The sequence below is a fragment of the Methylobacterium sp. JK268 genome (assembly GCF_054052225.1).
Genome location: NZ_JBSVZN010000011.1, coordinates 216,340 through 232,493, shown reverse-complemented (window position 1 = coordinate 232,493; position 16,154 = coordinate 216,340). Strand labels below are relative to the sequence as shown.

13 protein-coding genes are annotated in these 16,154 nt (G+C 74.3%); 5 read left to right on the top strand and 8 right to left on the bottom strand.

The window, feature by feature from the left end:
* The first annotated feature begins 350 nt into the window (after positions 1–350).
* Positions 351–1,181, top strand: a complete 831-nt coding sequence (locus ACW9J6_RS14570; RefSeq protein ID WP_457117194.1) for an inositol monophosphatase family protein — start codon at positions 351–353, stop codon at positions 1,179–1,181.
* Here ACW9J6_RS14570 and ACW9J6_RS14565 read toward each other — a convergent pair.
* From ACW9J6_RS14565 to hemH, 7 genes are all read right to left on the bottom strand, one after another.
* Positions 1,165–3,030, bottom strand: coding sequence for an autotransporter domain-containing protein (locus ACW9J6_RS14565; RefSeq protein WP_457117193.1), 1,866 nt, complete (start codon positions 3,028–3,030; stop codon positions 1,165–1,167). The two genes, ACW9J6_RS14570 and ACW9J6_RS14565, sit on opposite strands and share 17 nt — an antisense overlap.
* 387 nt (positions 3,031–3,417) lie before the next feature.
* Positions 3,418–4,671 carry a molybdopterin molybdotransferase MoeA gene (locus ACW9J6_RS14560; protein ID WP_457117192.1) on the bottom strand — a complete coding sequence of 418 codons (1,254 nt, stop codon included), beginning with the start codon at positions 4,669–4,671 and terminating at the stop codon, positions 3,418–3,420.
* Positions 4,655–5,194 (bottom strand): molybdopterin-guanine dinucleotide biosynthesis protein B, encoded by a 540-nt coding sequence (gene mobB, locus ACW9J6_RS14555; RefSeq protein ID WP_457117191.1) that lies wholly within the window; start codon positions 5,192–5,194, stop codon positions 4,655–4,657. Before mobB ends, ACW9J6_RS14560 begins: the two co-directional genes overlap by 17 nt.
* A gap of 1 nt (position 5,195) precedes the next feature.
* Positions 5,196–7,175, bottom strand: coding sequence for a molybdopterin biosynthesis protein (locus ACW9J6_RS14550; protein ID WP_457117190.1), 1,980 nt, complete (start codon positions 7,173–7,175; stop codon positions 5,196–5,198).
* Positions 7,172–8,272, bottom strand: a complete 1,101-nt coding sequence (locus ACW9J6_RS14545) for a molybdopterin-binding protein (protein ID WP_457117189.1) — start codon at positions 8,270–8,272, stop codon at positions 7,172–7,174. The genes ACW9J6_RS14550 and ACW9J6_RS14545 overlap by 4 nt, the downstream gene beginning before the upstream one ends.
* A gap of 117 nt (positions 8,273–8,389) precedes the next feature.
* Entirely contained in the window at positions 8,390–9,058 is a 669-nt protein-coding gene (locus ACW9J6_RS14540) for an O-methyltransferase (protein ID WP_457117188.1), read from the bottom strand.
* Complete coding sequence (gene hemH, locus ACW9J6_RS14535; protein WP_457117187.1) at positions 9,058–10,140, bottom strand: ferrochelatase; 1,083 nt, start codon at positions 10,138–10,140, stop codon at positions 9,058–9,060. The genes ACW9J6_RS14540 and hemH overlap by 1 nt, the downstream gene beginning before the upstream one ends.
* A gap of 190 nt (positions 10,141–10,330) precedes the next feature.
* Between hemH and ACW9J6_RS14530 the strand changes: the two genes are divergently transcribed.
* From ACW9J6_RS14530 to ung, 4 genes are all read left to right on the top strand, one after another.
* Positions 10,331–12,373, top strand: a complete 2,043-nt coding sequence (locus ACW9J6_RS14530; protein WP_457117186.1) for a hypothetical protein — start codon at positions 10,331–10,333, stop codon at positions 12,371–12,373.
* Positions 12,370–12,951: a hypothetical protein gene (locus tag ACW9J6_RS14525; RefSeq protein WP_457117185.1), complete on the top strand. Its 582-nt coding sequence runs from the start codon at positions 12,370–12,372 to the stop codon at positions 12,949–12,951. The genes ACW9J6_RS14530 and ACW9J6_RS14525 overlap by 4 nt, the downstream gene beginning before the upstream one ends.
* A gap of 77 nt (positions 12,952–13,028) precedes the next feature.
* A complete protein-coding gene (locus ACW9J6_RS14520) occupies positions 13,029–14,534 on the top strand; it encodes a bifunctional metallophosphatase/5'-nucleotidase (RefSeq protein WP_457117184.1) in 1,506 nt (501 codons plus the stop codon).
* 86 nt (positions 14,535–14,620) lie between these two features.
* Complete coding sequence (gene ung / locus ACW9J6_RS14515) at positions 14,621–15,325, top strand: uracil-DNA glycosylase (protein ID WP_457117183.1); 705 nt, start codon at positions 14,621–14,623, stop codon at positions 15,323–15,325.
* Positions 15,326–15,410: 85 nt separating this feature from the next.
* On the opposite strand, the gene aqpZ is transcribed toward ung, so the two are convergent.
* Complete coding sequence (gene aqpZ, locus ACW9J6_RS14510; RefSeq protein ID WP_457117182.1) at positions 15,411–16,145, bottom strand: aquaporin Z; 735 nt, start codon at positions 16,143–16,145, stop codon at positions 15,411–15,413.
* Positions 16,146–16,154: the final 9 nt, after the last annotated feature.

Genomic DNA, 16,154 nt, shown 5'->3' with positions numbered 1-16,154 from the left:
AAAGAGCCTGTTCAACGGACAACCGAGCGATCCCGGGTAACCCACCCGGAGCCAGACCCGCAGTCTGTCCGAAAGAAGCAGAAGCGCCCGGGCCGCTGAGTTGCAACGGCCGGCGCCGATGGGTGGTGATATACGGGCCACCTTCCGGCCTGTCAACAGCGCCCCACGACGTTTCGATGAAAAACGCGCAACATGCTGCGGTAGCGCGTGTTTTTCGCGCGCACGGGCGTCCGCCTCGCGGCTTCGGCTCCGATTTTGCCGACATTCGGTCCTTCAAGCGGGCAGGGCGGTCGCGGCCGGGATCGTCACGCCATCGCGGTCGGGCCTCGTGTATGGAGGGCCGCCCGACCATGGAGATGCCGACAGTGCACGAGCCGAACCACGATCCCTCCCGCTTCCTCCTCGCGCAGGAGATCGCGAGGCGCGCCGGCGAGCGCGCGCTGGGCTTCTTCGAGGCCCGCGACACGCTCGTGATCGAGCGCAAGACCAGCGCGCAGGACCTCGTCTCCCAGGCGGACCGGGAGGTGGAGATCCTGATCCGGGAGTCCGTCGCCGCGCGCTATCCGGACGATGCGGTCCTCGGCGAGGAGGCCGGGTTGAGCGAGGGGCGGTCGGGCTACACCTGGGTGGTGGATCCGATCGACGGGACCAGCCCGTTCCTGAACGGCCAGCCGAACTGGTGCGTGTCGATCGGCGTGCGGGGGCCGGGCGGTCGTGAATCGGGCGTGATCGCGGCGCCGGTGATGCGGGAGACCTACCTGGCCGCGCGCGGGGCCGGGGCCTGGCTGAACGGCCGCCGCCTCGCGATCGATCCCGAGACGACGCTCACCTCGGCCAATATCGGCTACGGCGCCACGTCGCGCACCCCGGCGGGCGAGGCCGCCGCCTTCGTCGAGCGCCTCTACGGCGCGGGCGGCATCCTGTTCCGCAACGGGTCGGGCGCCCTGATGCTCGCCTACGTGGCGGCGGGCCGCCTCGCGGGCTACTTCGATCCCGGGCTCAGCGCCTGGGATTGCGAGGCGGGCCTGATCCTCGTCGAGGAGGCGGGCGGCGTCGCCGAGTTCGACGGCGACCTGCTGACGCGAGGAGCCCTCCGCGCGGGCTCGCGCGCGGTGGTCGAGGATCTCCGCCGGCTGAGCGCTGGCCTCGGCGAGGCCGCGCGGCTCAGAACCGGACCGTGAGGCCGCCGCTCACCGCGTAGCCGTCGCCGCCGGTGCGGGCGAAGGTCGTCCCGCCGGTCAGCGTCGCGGTCACGGCGGCCGTGAGGTCGGCCCGCAGGCCGGCCTCGACCTGCCCGTAGACGGCGCGGCTCGCCCGCCCGAGCGGCGTCAGGATCGGCAGGAGCGGCGTCGTCGTGAGCGAGGTCACGATGGTCCGCGACCCGTCCAGGAACTCGCGCTCGGCCGTCAGGTTCACGAAGCCCAGGACGGTGCCGCCAAAGGCGGGGAGGGGCGTCGTGCGCCATTGCGCCCCGACCCGACCGACCAGGGAATCGAGCGACGTCCCGCGGACCGCCTGGGTGAGCGCCGCGTCGCCCTGCTCGGTATAGGCGTCGACCCGCGTGCTCGCGTAGGTGAGCCCGGCGATCGGGCCGAGCCGCCAGCCGTTCCAGGCATCGAACAGGTAGCCGGCCTTCGCCGCCACCACGACGCTGTCGCCGCCGGGCGAGGCGGTGATGCGGTCGATGATTCCGGGCCGGTCGACCCCGTAATCGTGCCGTCCGTAGGCCAGCACCGCGTCCCCGAACAGGTTCGCGCCCGTGTAGGAGCCGTAGGCGGCGAACTGGTAGCTGTCGGCGTCGATCCGCCCGGCGCCGCCGCGCAGGGTCGCGGACGGATTGGTGTAGTTGAACGCGAAGCCGAACCTCACGCCCGGACCCGGCGTCGCCTCGATCCCGAGCGTCCCGCCGGGGCTGTCGTAGTCGAACCCCGTGGCGAAGCCGCGAGTGCCGACATGGCCGCCCGCCTGGCTGCCCTGGCCCCAGACGATGATCGGGCTTGCGGGGCCCGCCACGGGCACCCCGGCGATGGCGCCGGTCGCGTCGAGGGGGCCGGGCGCGAAGAGGCGCAGCGCGTCGAGGCGCTGCAGCAGCGTCGTCGCGAAGCTCGTCGTGCCGATCTGCCCGAGTGCCGCCTGGGCGGCGACGCCGTTCGGGGCGGCCAGCGCATTGACGATGTAGCGCGACAGGACGAGGTAGCCCCCCTCGGTCAGGTGCACGCCGTCGAGGGACAGGAAGGTGTTCTGCACCGCCTTCGGCGCGCCGATGCAGGCCGGCACCAGCAGGCAGGGCGTGGTGGTGTTGACGAAGCCGAAGGCCGCCGGATTCGCCCCGACCCGCTGGAAGATCGCGGCCGTGTCGAGAAGGAAGATCCGCGTCCCGGACTGGGCGAAGGGGGCGAGGCCGGCCTGGAGGCCTTGGAAGTAGCTGCGCGCGAACAGGTCGGCCGCCGCGACGTTGCCGGAGGCCGCCACCGTCGGCAGGTTGCTCAGCGTCGTGAAGGCGTTGAAGGCGATCGTGCGCGCCCCGGCGCCGACGATCTGCCCGACATTCGCCACCGCGTTGGCCGTCGCGGCCTGGCCGAGGAGCGGGGCCTGGGCCGCGGTCAACCCGCCGAGCGCGGCCGTGATGCCGTCGTTGCCGCCGATGTTGATGAGGACGAGGTTCCCGGGGCCGAGCGTGGTCCCGGAGGTCCGGAAGGTCGCGACCTCCTGCGTGAAGCCCGGCAGGAGCGGCGAGACGTTGGTGGTCCCGGTCTTGGCCCCTCCGATGGCGTAGTTCGCCACCGCGGCGTCCGGCAGCCCGTAGGCGGCCTGGACGCCGTCGACGAAATTGGCGCCGTTCGAGTAGCGGCCGTTCACGTACGGAAACGGCAGCGGCCGGCCCGAGAGCCGCACGACGTTGCCGGTATCGGCGTAGCTGTCCCCGAACACCGTCAGGCCCGTCACGGATTGGGCTTGGGTGGATTGGACTTGGGCGGATTGGGCTTGGGCGCCGTGCGGCCCGGCCAGCGCCGCTCCCGTGATGCACAAGGCTGCCCATCCGGCGCGCCGCGCGCGTCTCGCCATCGATCCCATGCGGTCCTCCACGCCGGCGGCTTGCTGCCGCGCTTTCGCCGGATGAGACGCCGGGGCCGCGCCGCGGTCAATTGTCAGCGCTGCGAACGGCCAGGCCCGCCGACCGGCAATCGCCGCCTGTCTCCGGGCGGACACACCGGCATCGCCGAGGTCCGAGCCAGCGACCGGCCCTGGGCCCCAGGTTCCATAAGATCCCTTATGCGAATCACGGCTGGAGGTGCGGCGCGGGACTGTCAGCGCAGTGCCGATGAGACCTGTCAGCCTCCCCCGCCTTTTCGACGACGGGAACCGCCACGCCGCTTGTCCCGATGCGAAGGCTCGCTGCGCGGCGACCCGACCGGCTCACCACAGCAGCGGATGCAGGTACACGGCGATGCGGTCGCCCTCCGTCACGCCCGTCGCGTCCTCCGGCAGCTCCGCGAGCCCGTCGCTGCCGCACAGCGACGTGAGCAGCCCCGCGCCCTCGCGCGGGAACTTGACCGCCTCGACGCTGCCGTCCGGGGCCGCGCGCAGCGACACGCGCACGTATTCCCGCCGCCCCGCCTTCTTGCGGTAGCCGAAGGCGGCGCGGGCCGGTTGCGCCGGCGCCGGGCGGTAGGCCTCGCCGGAGAGCCGGGCGAGCAGTGGGCGCACCACGAAGAGCAGCGTCACGTAGGCCGCCACCGGGTTTCCCGGCAGACCCACGAAGGCGGTGTCGCCGACGCGGCCCATCGCCACCGGCCGCCCGGGCTTGATCGCCAGCCGCCAGAGGTCCAGCCGGCCCCCCGCCTCGACGGCCGCCTTCACGTGGTCCTCCTCGCCGGTCGAGACGCCGCCGGAGGTCAGAATGAGATCATGGTCCCGCGCAGCCGCGGCCAGGCGGTCGCACAGGCTCGCCGGCTCGTCGCGGAGGATGCCGAGGTCCGAGACCACGGCCCCGAGCCGGCGCAGCAGGGCCGCCAGGAGAACACGGTTCGAATCGTGGATCGTGCCCGGGCGCCGGACCGCGCCGGGCTCCACGAGCTCGTCGCCGGTCGAGAACAGCGCGACCCGCAATCGCCGCCGCACCGGAAGCGTCGCGTGCCCGGTCGCCGCGATGAGCGCGAGGTCGGGCGGCGTCAGCCGCCGCCCCTCCGGGACCGCCACCGCGCCCGCCGCGATGTCCTCCCCGGCGGGCCGGGCATTGGCGCCGCGCTTGAGGCCCGCGGGCAACCGCACCGCGCCGTCCTCGACGCGAACATCCTCCTGCATGAACACCGTGTCGGCATCGGGCGGCATCGGCGCGCCGGTGAAGATCCGCACCGCCGCGCCGGCGGCGCCGACGCCCTCCGCGGCGTGTCCCGCCGCGAGACGCCCGCGCACCGGCAGCACCGTCTCGCCGCCGGGCGCGAGATCGGCGAAGCAGACGGCGAACCCGTCCACGGCGGAGTTGGCGAAGGGCGGCAGGGCGCAGCGCGCGGTGAGCGTCGCGGCGGCGACCCGGCCGTCCGCCTCCCAGACCGGCACGGTCTCGGCCTCGGCGATCACCGGGAGACGCTCGGCAATCAGCGCCGCGGCCTGATCGACCGTGAGCAGCGGGCCGCCGACGGCGAAGCAATCGTCACTGAGCTGTGCCATGGCCCGCGAGCCTCATCAGGACCTCAGGGAGCGGCTCGGCCGCCGCCAGGACCGCGTCGGCGATCGCCTCCACGTCGTCGAGGGGCAGGACCGGCACGCCCGCCTCCGGGAAGGGGCGGTCGCTCGCCACCGCGACGATGCGGGGATCCTCCGGGTGGAGCGGCGGCCGGCCGTTGGCGTCCCGGAAGATTTCGAGCTTGGGATGGGCCTCGCGCTTGAAACCCTCGACGAGGACGAGGTCGCAGGGCGTGAGACGGACGAGCAGGTCCCTCAGCGTCGCCTCCGCCCCCTCCCCCACCTCGTGCATCTGCACCCAGCGTCGCGCCGAGGACACGATGACCTCGCCCGCCCCCGCGGCGCGGTGCACGTAGGAATCTTTCCCGGGATGGTCGACGTCGAAGGCGTGGTGGGCATGCTTCACCGTCGCGACGCGCAGCGACCGCGCCCGCAGGACCGGGATCAGGCGGGTGAGCAGCGTCGTCTTGCCGGCGCCGCTCCATCCGGCGAGGCCGATCACGCGCATCTCACGCTCCCTCCGCGGGTGCGAAGCCGAGATCGTGCAGGTCGGCCCTCGTCTCCGGGGCCGAGAGCTGCGCCAGGAAGGCGGCGAGCGCCGGCTCGTCCCGCCGGTCGGCCTGGTAGGCGAAGTCGTAATGCTCCTCGGTGAGGGGCAGGAAGGCGAGGCCGTAGTCGCGCGCCACCGTGGCGATGGCCACGCCCCAATCGGCCCGCCCTTGCGCCACCGCCGCGGCGACGGCGTTGTGCGAGCGGGGCTGGTTCCAATAGCCGGGCGGTCGCGCGCCGGCCAGGAGGCCGTCGATCAGCGCCCGGGTGCCCGCCCCGGTGTTGCGGTTGACCATCACCGCGTCCGTGTCGGCGAGGAAGTGCCGCACCGCCCCGGCCGCGTCCGGTCCCGCGCCGCGCGCATCCCCCGGCCGGAAGACGAGCCCCTGCAGGCGCCGCCAGCCCGGGGCGAGCACGAGACCGGATGTCAGGAAGGGCGCATTGTAGCGGCCCGTCTGCGGATCGAGGAGATGCAGGCTCGCGAGGTCGCATTCCCCGCGCCCGAGCGCCGCCAAGCCCCCCGCCGAGCCGACCCAGATGGTCCGGGTCCGTACCCCGCGCTCGGCGAGCCGGCCGACGAGGCGGTCGAGGCCCGGGCAGTGGCTGCCGACCAGCGTGAGGTCGGGCGGGCGCAGGCCCGCCCCGAGCCGCGTGACGGCGACGCGCTCCCCCGCGTCGAGTCCCGCGCGGGCCGCGGGCACCGCCAGGAATCCGTCCGCCTGCGAGAAGGCCGTGACCGTGCCCGAGCCCTTGCCGAGCGGGAGCGCCGCGAGCCCGTCGCGGGTTCGGGCGAGCGACACCATCACGAACTCGGTGCGGCCGAGTTCCGAAGCGAGGCGCTGGGGCAGCACCGCCTCGACGCGGCTCTCCTCCCGCGGCGGCAGGCCCGCCATGGCCCGGATCAGCGGCACGACGGCGTCGTGGAAGGTGAACATCGCCGAGGTCGGAAAGCCGGGCAGCACGATCACCGCCTTGGTGCCGACGGCCGCGAGGCAGAGGGGCTTACCGGGCTTCAGCGCGACGCCGTGGACGAGGATGCCGGGCGGGCCGAGCCGCGACAGGATGCGATGGGACACGTCGCCGGCGCCCTTCGAGGTGCCGCCGGAGAGCACCACCAGGTCGGCCTCCGCGAGGGCGCCGCGCAGGGCGTCCTCCAGCGCCGCCTCGTCGTCGCGGACGATGCCGCGGGGCAGCGCCTCGCCGCCGTTCTCGACGATCGCCGCGGCCAGGATGGCGCCGTTCGAATCGTAGATCCCGCCCTCCGGAAGGGGCTCGCCCGGCGCGACGAGCTCGTCGCCGGTGGAGATCACCCCGACGCGCGGGCGCCGGACCGCGGACACGCTCGCGAGGCCGCAGGCGGCGAGCATGCCGATCTCGCGGGCGGTGACCAGGGTCCCGCGCCTGAGCACCGTCTCGCCGCGGGCCATGTCGGCGCCCGCGAAGCCGATGAACTGGCCCGGCGCGGCCGGCCGGGACACGGCGACCGCGAGGGTGTCGGCCTCGACCGTGTCGGTGGCCTCGACCATCACCACCGCGTCCGCCCCGCGGGGCAGGACGCCGCCCGTGGCGATCGCGGTCGCGGTGCCGGCCGCGACGGCGAGGCGCGGCGCGATCCCGCAGGCCAGGATCTCGCGGTTGAGCCGCAGGCCGCGGGGCTCCGCCTCGGTCGCCCCCGCGATATCGGCGGCCCGGACCGCGAAACCGTCGACCAGCGCGCGGTCGAAGGGCGGCACGTCGATCGGCGAGGCGATGTCGGCCGCGAGCACCCGCCCGAGGGCGGCGCCGAGCGGCACCGGTTCCGCCTCGAGGGGCGCGTGCGTGACGGCGGCGCGAAACCGCGCCAGCGCCTCCTCACGCGGGACCACGGTCAGGAACTGCTCCTGGCGGGCCGCCCGCGCGAGGCGGGCGGTGAAGTCATCGGCCGGTAACGCGTCGCTCACAGGGGCAGGATCTCGACTGGCGTCCCGCTGGCATAGCCCTCGTGCTCGGGCGGCACCAGCACGGCGCCGTCCGCCAGCGCGAGACGGTGCAGGGGGATATCGGCCCCGCCGAGCGGTTCGACACCCTCGGCGGCGCGCCGCACGAAGACGATCTCGGTAAGCCCGACGCAGGACACGATCTTGCGCCGCAGGAGGCCGGTTGCGGGCGCGACCGGATCCGCACCGGCCAGCGCCGCGAGGAGCGGACGCCCGAGGGCGAGATGGGCGGACAGCGCCGCCTCGGGACGGCCAGGCAGGAGAAGGACGGGCCGGCCGGACGCGGTGCCGAACCCGGCCGTGTCGCCGGGCCGCAGCGCGAGGCCGTGCGCGCCGACCCCTCCGGCCCGCGCGAGCCCCTCGGCACTGCCGTCGCGCCGCCCGAAGCCGCTGCCGCCGATGAGACAGACCGCGTCGGCGGAGACGGTCGCGAGCGCGGCCGCGATCGCATCCGGGTCGTCGGGCAGGCGCGGCGCGGCGGCCACCCGGGCGCCCTCGCGGGCCAGCAGCGCGGCGAGGAGCGCCGTGAGCCGGTCCGGCGCCTCGGTCCCCGTCGCGAGGAGCGCGATCCGGGGGCGGCGCACCGCCACCGTGGCGAGGCCGGCGGCCGCGAGGGCGAGCGCGCCGAGCGGCGTGACGCGCATCCCCGCCCGCAGGATCGGGTGTCCGACCGGGATGTCTCCCCCGGCCGGCCGCGTGCCGTCGCCCGGTGGCACGTCGGCCACCGCCTCGCCCGCGGCGACCGCCTCCGCGGGCAGGACCGCGTCGGCCCCGTCGGGGACGGGATCGCCCGCCTCCAGCCAGGCCGGATCCGGCCGCAGCTTTACGGGACCCTGCGCCGAGGCGCCGACGATCGCGGCGGCCTCGACCGCGAAACCGTCGCGCAGGGCGATCCGCCGGGCCGGAACCGGAGCGCGCGCCGCGACCTCGGCGGCGGCCACGCTCCCGACCGCGTCCGCGACCGCACAAGTCTCGGGCGCGACCGGAGCCACGCCGGCCAGGAGGAGGGCCCGAGCCTCGGTGAGCGGGGTCAGCAGCGCGGAGGGCCGGCGGTGCGTCACGGCCGGGGGCCCCCGCCGCGGGCGCCGTCCCTCGCCCGGTCGAGGGAGCCGGGGCAGAGCGGTCGGGTCGTCACGGCGCGCGGGATCCGTCCGGTCCGCGCGCCGCCGCGACCCTCCTCACCCACGCACCCGCACCAGCGCGAATCCGTCCCAGCCCTTCTCGCCCACCGTCTGCAGGGCCGTCCCGTCGAGCCGGGCATCGGCGGCGATCATCGCCAGGGTGCGGCGCACCCCCTGCACGTTGGCGTCCCCGTCCGGGTCCACCACCGCTCCGCGCCGCACGATGTTGTCGAGGACGATCACGCTCCCGGGGCGCGTCAACCGCAGCGCGAAGTCCAGGTAGGCGGGGTTCGACGGCTTGTCCGCATCGACGAACACGAGGTCGAAGGGCGCGGACCCGACGAGGCGGGGCAGAACCTCGACCCCCCGCCCCTCCTCCAGCACGATCCGGTCCGAGAGGCCGGCCCGCGCGAAGGTCGCACGGGCCACCGCCGCGTGACGGGGCTCGGCCTCGATCGTCACCACCTGCCCGCCCTCCGCGAGACCGCGGGCGAGCCAAAGCGTGGAGTAGCCGCCGAGGGTGCCGATCTCCAGGATCCGCCGCGCGCCCATCATCTGGGCGAGCAGCATCAGGAGCTTGCCCTGGTTAGGGGCGACCGCGATGGGGGGCAGCCCGGCCGCCTCGCTCGCGGCGAGCGCGTCCGCCAGGGCCGCGTCCGGCGGGATCAGCCAGTCCGCCAGCGCGCGGTCGACCGAAGCCCAGCGCGGATCCTCGTCCCCCGCCATCACTCGACCCAGCCGCGCAGTTCGCGCCGCACCACGTGCTCGATCACCCTCATCCCGTCCTGCCCGTCGTTGAGGCAGGGCAGGTAGGCGAAGTGCGTGCCGCCGGCCTCCTCGAAATAGTGCCGGTTCTCGCCATCGAGCTCCTCCAGCGTCTCCAGGCAATCGGCCGTGAAGCCGGGCGCCACGATCGCGAGGCGCTTCACGCCGGAGGCGGCGAGCTCCTTTACGGTCTCGTCCGTGTAGGGCTTCAGCCACTCCTCGTTGCCGAAGCGCGACTGGAAGGTCACCCGCATGCGGTCCGGCCCGTAGCCCAGCGCCTCGCGGATGAGCCGGCCGGTCTTCACGCACTGGCAGTGATACGGGTCGCCCTTGAGCAGGTAGGATTTCGGGACGCCGTGGAAGGAGGTCAGGATCACCTCCGGCTCGAAGTCGAGTTTGGCGAGGTCGGTCCGGATCGCGTTCGCCACGGCCTCGATGTAGACCGGATCGTCGTGGTAGGGCGGCGAGACGCGCACGCTCGGCTGCCAGCGCATCTTCATCAGCGCCCGGAAGGCTTGGTCGCAGGCGGTGGCCGAGGTGGCGGCAGCGTATTGCGGGTAGAGCGGCACCAGCAGGATGCGGTCGCAGCCCTGGTCGAGCAGCGCCTGGATGCGGCCGTCGACCTCCGGCTTGCCGTAGCGCATCGCCCAATCGACCACGACGCTTCCGCCCATGGCGGCCTGGAGCTTCTGGGCCTGGCCGCGGGTGATGGTCTTGAGCGGTCCCTCGTCGAGGTCCGTGTTCCAGACGGAGGCGTAGTCGCGCCCCTTCGGTCCCGGGCGCTTGGTCAGGATCACCAGGTTGAGGAGCGGCCACCAGATCGCCCGCGGCACCTCGATCACGCGCCGGTCCGACAGGAACTCCTTCAGGTAGCGGCGCATCGGCCAGTAGCTGGTGCCCTCGGGCGTGCCGAGATTCATCAGGAGCACGCCGACCCGGCCCCAGGCGACCCGGGGATGCGCCTCCGGCAGCGGCCCGGACGCGGCGGGGGGGACAGGCGTGGCGCCGCGTTCCAGGACAGCGGCCTTCGTCACCTCGTTCATCGACCGTCCAGAGAGTTTCGCCGCGGACCCATCCCCGCGGGCGTTCCGCACGGCGCCCTACATAGCGCGCCCCCGCGGCGAACCAACGCGTCGTGACGCAGCAGGGGGCGGATCCGGCCGCACCGTGGCGGATTCTTAGGACCTGCCGCTCAAGACAGAGGGGACATCCGCTCCCAGGGTCTACCGGCCGGTGCTCGCCCTTCCCTACGATGGTCCCGGAACGCTCCTCGCCGCAGCGATCGGCCTGCCGCTGCTGCTCTGCCCGGGGGCCGTGTTCGCGCAGGGCCTCGCCATGCCGGGCTGGCGGGAGGCGCGCACCCGCCTCGACCGGATGGCCCTGTCCGTCCTCTGCACCCTCGCCTGCCTGCCGGTCCTCCTCGATCTCGCCGGGCGATTCGGCCCCTGGCCCACGGTCGCCGTCGCCGTCGCCCTGGCGATCCCGGGCGCCGCGCTGCTGGCGCGTCGCGCGCCGGAGGCGGTTCCGGCCCGGTGCCTCGCGGTCGTCGTCGCCGCCATCGCCCTCTACGGCGTCTTCTCGATCGGGATGATGCTGGACTGGCCGGTCGCGGGCGGCGCCGTGCGCAGCGTGCTGATGGCCGATTACGTGAAGCACGCGACCGCCACCCGGGCGATCGCCGATGCCGGCACGCCGCCCTACGACCCGACCTTCCTCACCACCGACCGACCGGCGATCTACTACTATTTCTACTACACGCTCCCCGCCGTGACCGAGCGGCTCGGCCTCGGAACGGTCGAGGGCCGGCACGCGGCCTTCGGGCTCGCCGCCTGGACCGGCCCGATCCTGTTCGCGCTGGCCCGCACGGTCTATCGCCAGGCCCGGATCGACCGGCCGCGGCCGGGCGCGTGGAGCGTCGAAACCTGGCTCGTCGTGCTCCTGCTCACGACCGGCCTCGACATCCTCGGGGTCGGCGCCATCGGGATCCTGTCCGGCGGTCAGAACTGGCTCGAGGATTTCGAGCAGTGGAACGAGCAGGTCGCCGCCTGGCTGACCAGTGCGCTCTGGGTGCCGCACCACGTGGCCGGCCTCGTCGCGGCCCTGGTGGCGCTGATGGCGCTCGCGGCCGAGGACGAGGCACCCGCCGATCCCGCGCGCAGCCTCCGCCGGGTCGGCCTCGCGGGGCTCGCCCTCGCCTCGCTCGCGGGACTGTCGATCTACCTCGCCATGGGGGCCGGTCTGACCCTGGCCCTGTGGCTCGGTCGCCTCGCCTGGCGGCGGCATTGGTGGAGCCTCGCGCGCGTCCTCGCGGCCGGCCTCGTCGCCCTGGCGCTCGCCGGCTCCTGGCTCGCCACGATCGTGCGCGGCCGGGTGCTCGGCGCCGACCCGCCCCTCACCCTCGGGGTCCGGCGGTTCGTCATCGCCGACACGATCCTTCCCCCGGACAGCCTGATCCAGTCCCTCACCAACCTCCTCGCCCTCCCGCTGAGCTACGGGCTGGAATTCGGCGCCTTCGCGATCGGGGCGGCGATGTACTGGCGCACGCGCCGGGAGGAGCCCGGCAGCGAACTCGCCCAGCTTCTGGTGCTCGCCGCCCTCTCCTCCTTTCTGATCGGCTCCTTCCTGCGATCGAGCGTGCTGTTCAACGATCTCGGCTGGCGCGTCATGCTGTTCGCGCAGCTCGCGATGCTGCTCTGGACCCTGGCGGCCCTGCGGTCCGGGTTCGTGCTGCGCCCCGTCCCGACTTTCGACGGATCGCGCCGGGCGGGCATCGGCTTCCTCGCCTGCATGGCGATCGGCTTCGTCGGCGAGGCCTACGGCATGACGCAGTATCGCTGGAACCGGAACACCACGCCCGCGGAGGCCGCGCTCGTCCCGCAGGAGCGGGCGGCCTGGGCCTGGCTCGACCGCACCCTGCCGGCCGGAACGGTCGTGCAGGAGCGCCCCGACCCGCCCCGAAACCGCGCCTACGGGTACGGCCTCTACGGTCGCTTCCGCACGGCGGTGTCGGACCCCTACAACGGCATCCTGTTCGGTGCCCCGTCCGCCGCGGTGGCGGCGCGGGTCGCGCGGCTCTCGCCGATCTTCTCCGATCCCGGGCTCAGCCGCGCCGAGGCGATGGCCCGCGCGGCCGAGGCGGGGATCGGCGTGCTGGTGGTGACGGCCCGCGACCCGGTCTTCGCGGCGCCCGGTGCCTGGCCGCAGCGGGCGATCCCGATCCACGCGGAGCCCGGCGTGCGGGCCTTCGCGGTCTCGCCGGAGGCTCAGATTCCGTGAGCCGCTCCCTCCTCGCCGGCCTCCTCGCGGCCGCCCTCACCTACACCCTGGCGCTCCTGCTCGGGACGGCCCTGTTCCTCACCGTCACCCGCGCGGGCGTGTTCGGCGCCGTCCCGATCCTGTTCTACCGCGGGCTCGCCGGCCTCGCCCTCACCTTCGCGCTGCTCTGGGCCGCCATGGCCGCCGTGACGCGGCGCCGCCGGCTCGGCCTGCCGCTCGCGATGCGGGACGCATTCGGGGCGAGCGTCACCGCGGCGGCGCTGCTGCTCGCCGCCTTCGTGGTCGGTCCGGTCACCGTCGACCGCTCCGTCTCGGTGTTCATGCTCGGGCGGTTCGCGGCCGCGCCCGAGGGCCTCGACGCGCCCGCGGTCGAGGACGCCTTCCGGCGGACCTACCTGGAGGAGTGGCGCCAGATCCCGCGCCGTCTCGACGAGCAGGTCGCCTCCGGCAACCTCGTGCGCGACGGCGACCGCTACCGCCTGACCCCGCAGGGCGCGCGCTTCATGCGCATCGCCCGGGGCACGGCGCGGCTCTTCGACACCGACCGCCGCTTCGTCGGCCTCTCCGACCGGCCCTGACGGCGCCGCTGTCGCTCGCCGGTCAAGATTCGCCGCCAGACAGGATGTCCCGCTTCGAGCCCGCCGCGAGGTCGCCCATGACCCATCCCACACGCCGCGAGACGATCGGCCTCGGCGCCGCCCTGACGGCGGCCCTCGCGGCCGACCCGGCCCAGGCGCGGGGGCCCGACGTCGCCTTCACCCTCGTCCTGGTGAACGACATCTACCGGATGCAGGCCGTGGAGGGGCGCGGCGGCTTCGCGAAGCTCGCGGCGATCGTCAAGGCGGAGCGGGCGCGGGGAGGCCCGGTGCTGGTCTGCCACGCGGGCGACACCTTCTCGCCCTCCCTGATGTCGGGCTTCGACAAGGGCCGGCACATCGTCGACCTCACCAACCGGGTCCGGCCGGACGTGTTCGTGCCGGGCAACCACGAGTTCGACTTCGGCCAGGCGGTGTTCCGCGAGCGGTTGGCGGAGGCGACTTTTCCAGTTCTCGCCGCGAACCTGCGCCAGGCGGACGGATCACCCGTCCCGGGCCTGCGCGATACCGCGCTCCTGACCCTCGGCGGGATCGCGGTCGGCGTGGTCGGGATCGCGCTGCCGGAGACGCCCGCGAAGTCGCAATCCGGCGACTGGCGCTTCGGTCCGGCGCTCGAGACCCTGCGCGCCGGAGCGGGCGCGCTGCGGGCGGCGGGGGCGGACTTCGTGCTCGCGGTGACCCACACGGACCGGCCGACCGACGAGGCGCTCGTCGCCAGCCGCCTCGCCGACGCGGTCCTGTCGGGCCACGACCACGACCTCGCCCTGCATTACGACGGCCGGACCGTCTTCGCGGAATCGGGCGAGGAGGCGAACGTCGTCACGGCGATCGACATCCGGGTCGCGGGCCGCCGCGAGGGCCGCCTCGCCTGGGTCCCACGCTTCCGGGTGACCGATTCGATCGACGTGGAGCCCGATCCCGAGGTCCAGGCGGTGGTCGACGGGCTGCAGCGGCAGCTCTCGGCCGATCTCGACCGGCCGCTCGGGCGCACCGATGTTTCCCTCGACACGCGGGTCGCGGCCGTGCGCGCCGCGGAGACGGCGTTCGGCGACCTCGTGGCGGACGCGCTGCGCGCGGCGACCGGGGCGGCGCTCGCCATCACCAATGGCGGCGGCATCCGCGGCAACCGGCTGTACCCGCCCGGCACCGTGCTCACCGCACGGGACGTCCTCACGGAACTCCCCTTCGGCAACACCACCGTACTTGTGGAGATCACCGGCGGGCAGGTCCGTGCCGCCCTGGAGAACGGCTACGCCGAGTTCGGCCATCCCTCCGGGCGCTTCGCCCATATCTCCGGCATGACCGTGACGGTGGCGCCCGAGGCCCCGGTCGGGGAGCGGGTGACGGAGATCCGGGTCGCGGGCGCGCCGCTCGATCCTACGGGGCGCTACACGGTGGCCTCCAACAACTTCATGCTCGGGGGCGGCAACGGCTACGGGATGCTGGCGGAGGGCCGGACGCTGATCGGCGGGACCGACGGCACCCTCCTCTCCGAGGCGGTGGTGACCTACATCCGCCAATCAGCGCCGCTATCGATCGCGACCGGCCGCATCCGGACCCGCTGACGCGCCGCACCCGGATCTCAAGGAGGTGCCCCGTCCGTGCCGAATGCCCCGCGACGACCCGGCCCTCCCTCTCCCGGAAGCTGCTGATGCCGGACCCGGATTCCGTCGCGGGCGCCCTCGCCCGCTTCCGCGCAAGCGGATCGCCGTGGCTCGCCCTGCCCTTCTTCCAGGACGGCAGCGCCGAGCAGGTCGCTGCCGCGGTGGATGCCCGGCGCGAGGCCGGGGCCACGGTGCTGCCGCCGCCCGAAGCGGTCTTCGCCGCCCTCGCCCTGACGCCGCTCCCGGCCGTGCGGGCGGTGATCCTCGGCCAGGACCCCTACCCCACGCCCGGCGATGCCCACGGCCTCGCCTTCTCGTATCGCGGCGCGCGCCGGCTCCCCGCCTCGCTGCGGGTGATCCTCGCCGAGATGGCGGAGGATACCGGCAGCCCGATGCCGAAGGCGGGCGACCTCTCGGCCTGGGCGCGCCAGGGCGTGCTCCTCCTCAACACGGCGCTGACCGTCGAGGCCGGCAAGGCGGGCGCGCACCTCGCGTTCGGCTGGGCGTCGCTCACCGACCAGGCGGTGGAGGCCGTGTCGCGGGAGCAGCCCGCCGTGGCCTTCCTCCTGTGGGGGGCGCCGGCCCGGCGCCGCGCCGCCCTGATCGACGGCGAGCGGCACCTCGTCCTGGAGGCCGGCCATCCCTCGCCCCTCAACCGGCGGGGGGATTACCGCGGCAGCCATCCCTTCAGCCGCACCAATGCCTGGCTCGCCGCGCGCGACCTCGCGCCGATCGACTGGCGCCTCGCCTGAGCGTCTCTCACGATACTCCCGATCACCGCCGTGGCTCGCCGTGGCGCTTCCAGCGCGGCGGGAGGTGTGTGAGGTGCACTGAGCCTCAGGTCGCCGTCGCCTTGGTGGCGACGCCGGTGACGGCCGCCGAGGGCTCCTCGCTGAGCCAGCGGTAGAGCACGCCGCCGAGCGCTCCGCCCGCGAGCGGCGCGACCCAGAACAGCCAGAGCTGGCCGACCGCCCAGGCGCCGGCGAACAGGGCCGGCCCGGTGCTGCGGGCGGGATTCACCGACAGGTTGGTGATCGGGATGCCGACGAGGTGGATCAGCGTCAGGCCGAGCCCGATGGCGATCGGCGCGAATCCCGCCGGCGCCTTCCCGTGGGTGGCGCCCATGATGATGAACAGGAACATCATCGTGAGCACCACCTCGGCGAGGAGCGCCGACGGCAGGCCGTAGCCCCCGGGCGAATGGGCGCCGTAACCGTTGGCCGCGAAGCCCTTGGCGGCGTCGAAGCCCGGCGCCCCGCTCGCGATCACGAAGAGCAGGCAGGCCGCCACCACCGCGCCCGCCACCTGGGCGCCCACATAGGGCCCGATGTCCCGCGACGGGAACCGTCCGCCCGCCCAGAGCCCGACCGTCACCGCCGGGTTCAGGTGGCAGCCCGAGACGTGGCCGATGGCGTAGGCCATGGTGAGCACCGTGAGACCGAAGGCGAAGGATACGCCGAGGAGCCCGATGCCGACCTGCGGGAAGGCGGCGGCGAGGACCGCGCTTCCGCACCCGCCGAAGGTGAGCCAGAACGTGCCGACACCCTCGGCGACGCATTTGCGAAGCATCATCACGTCCTC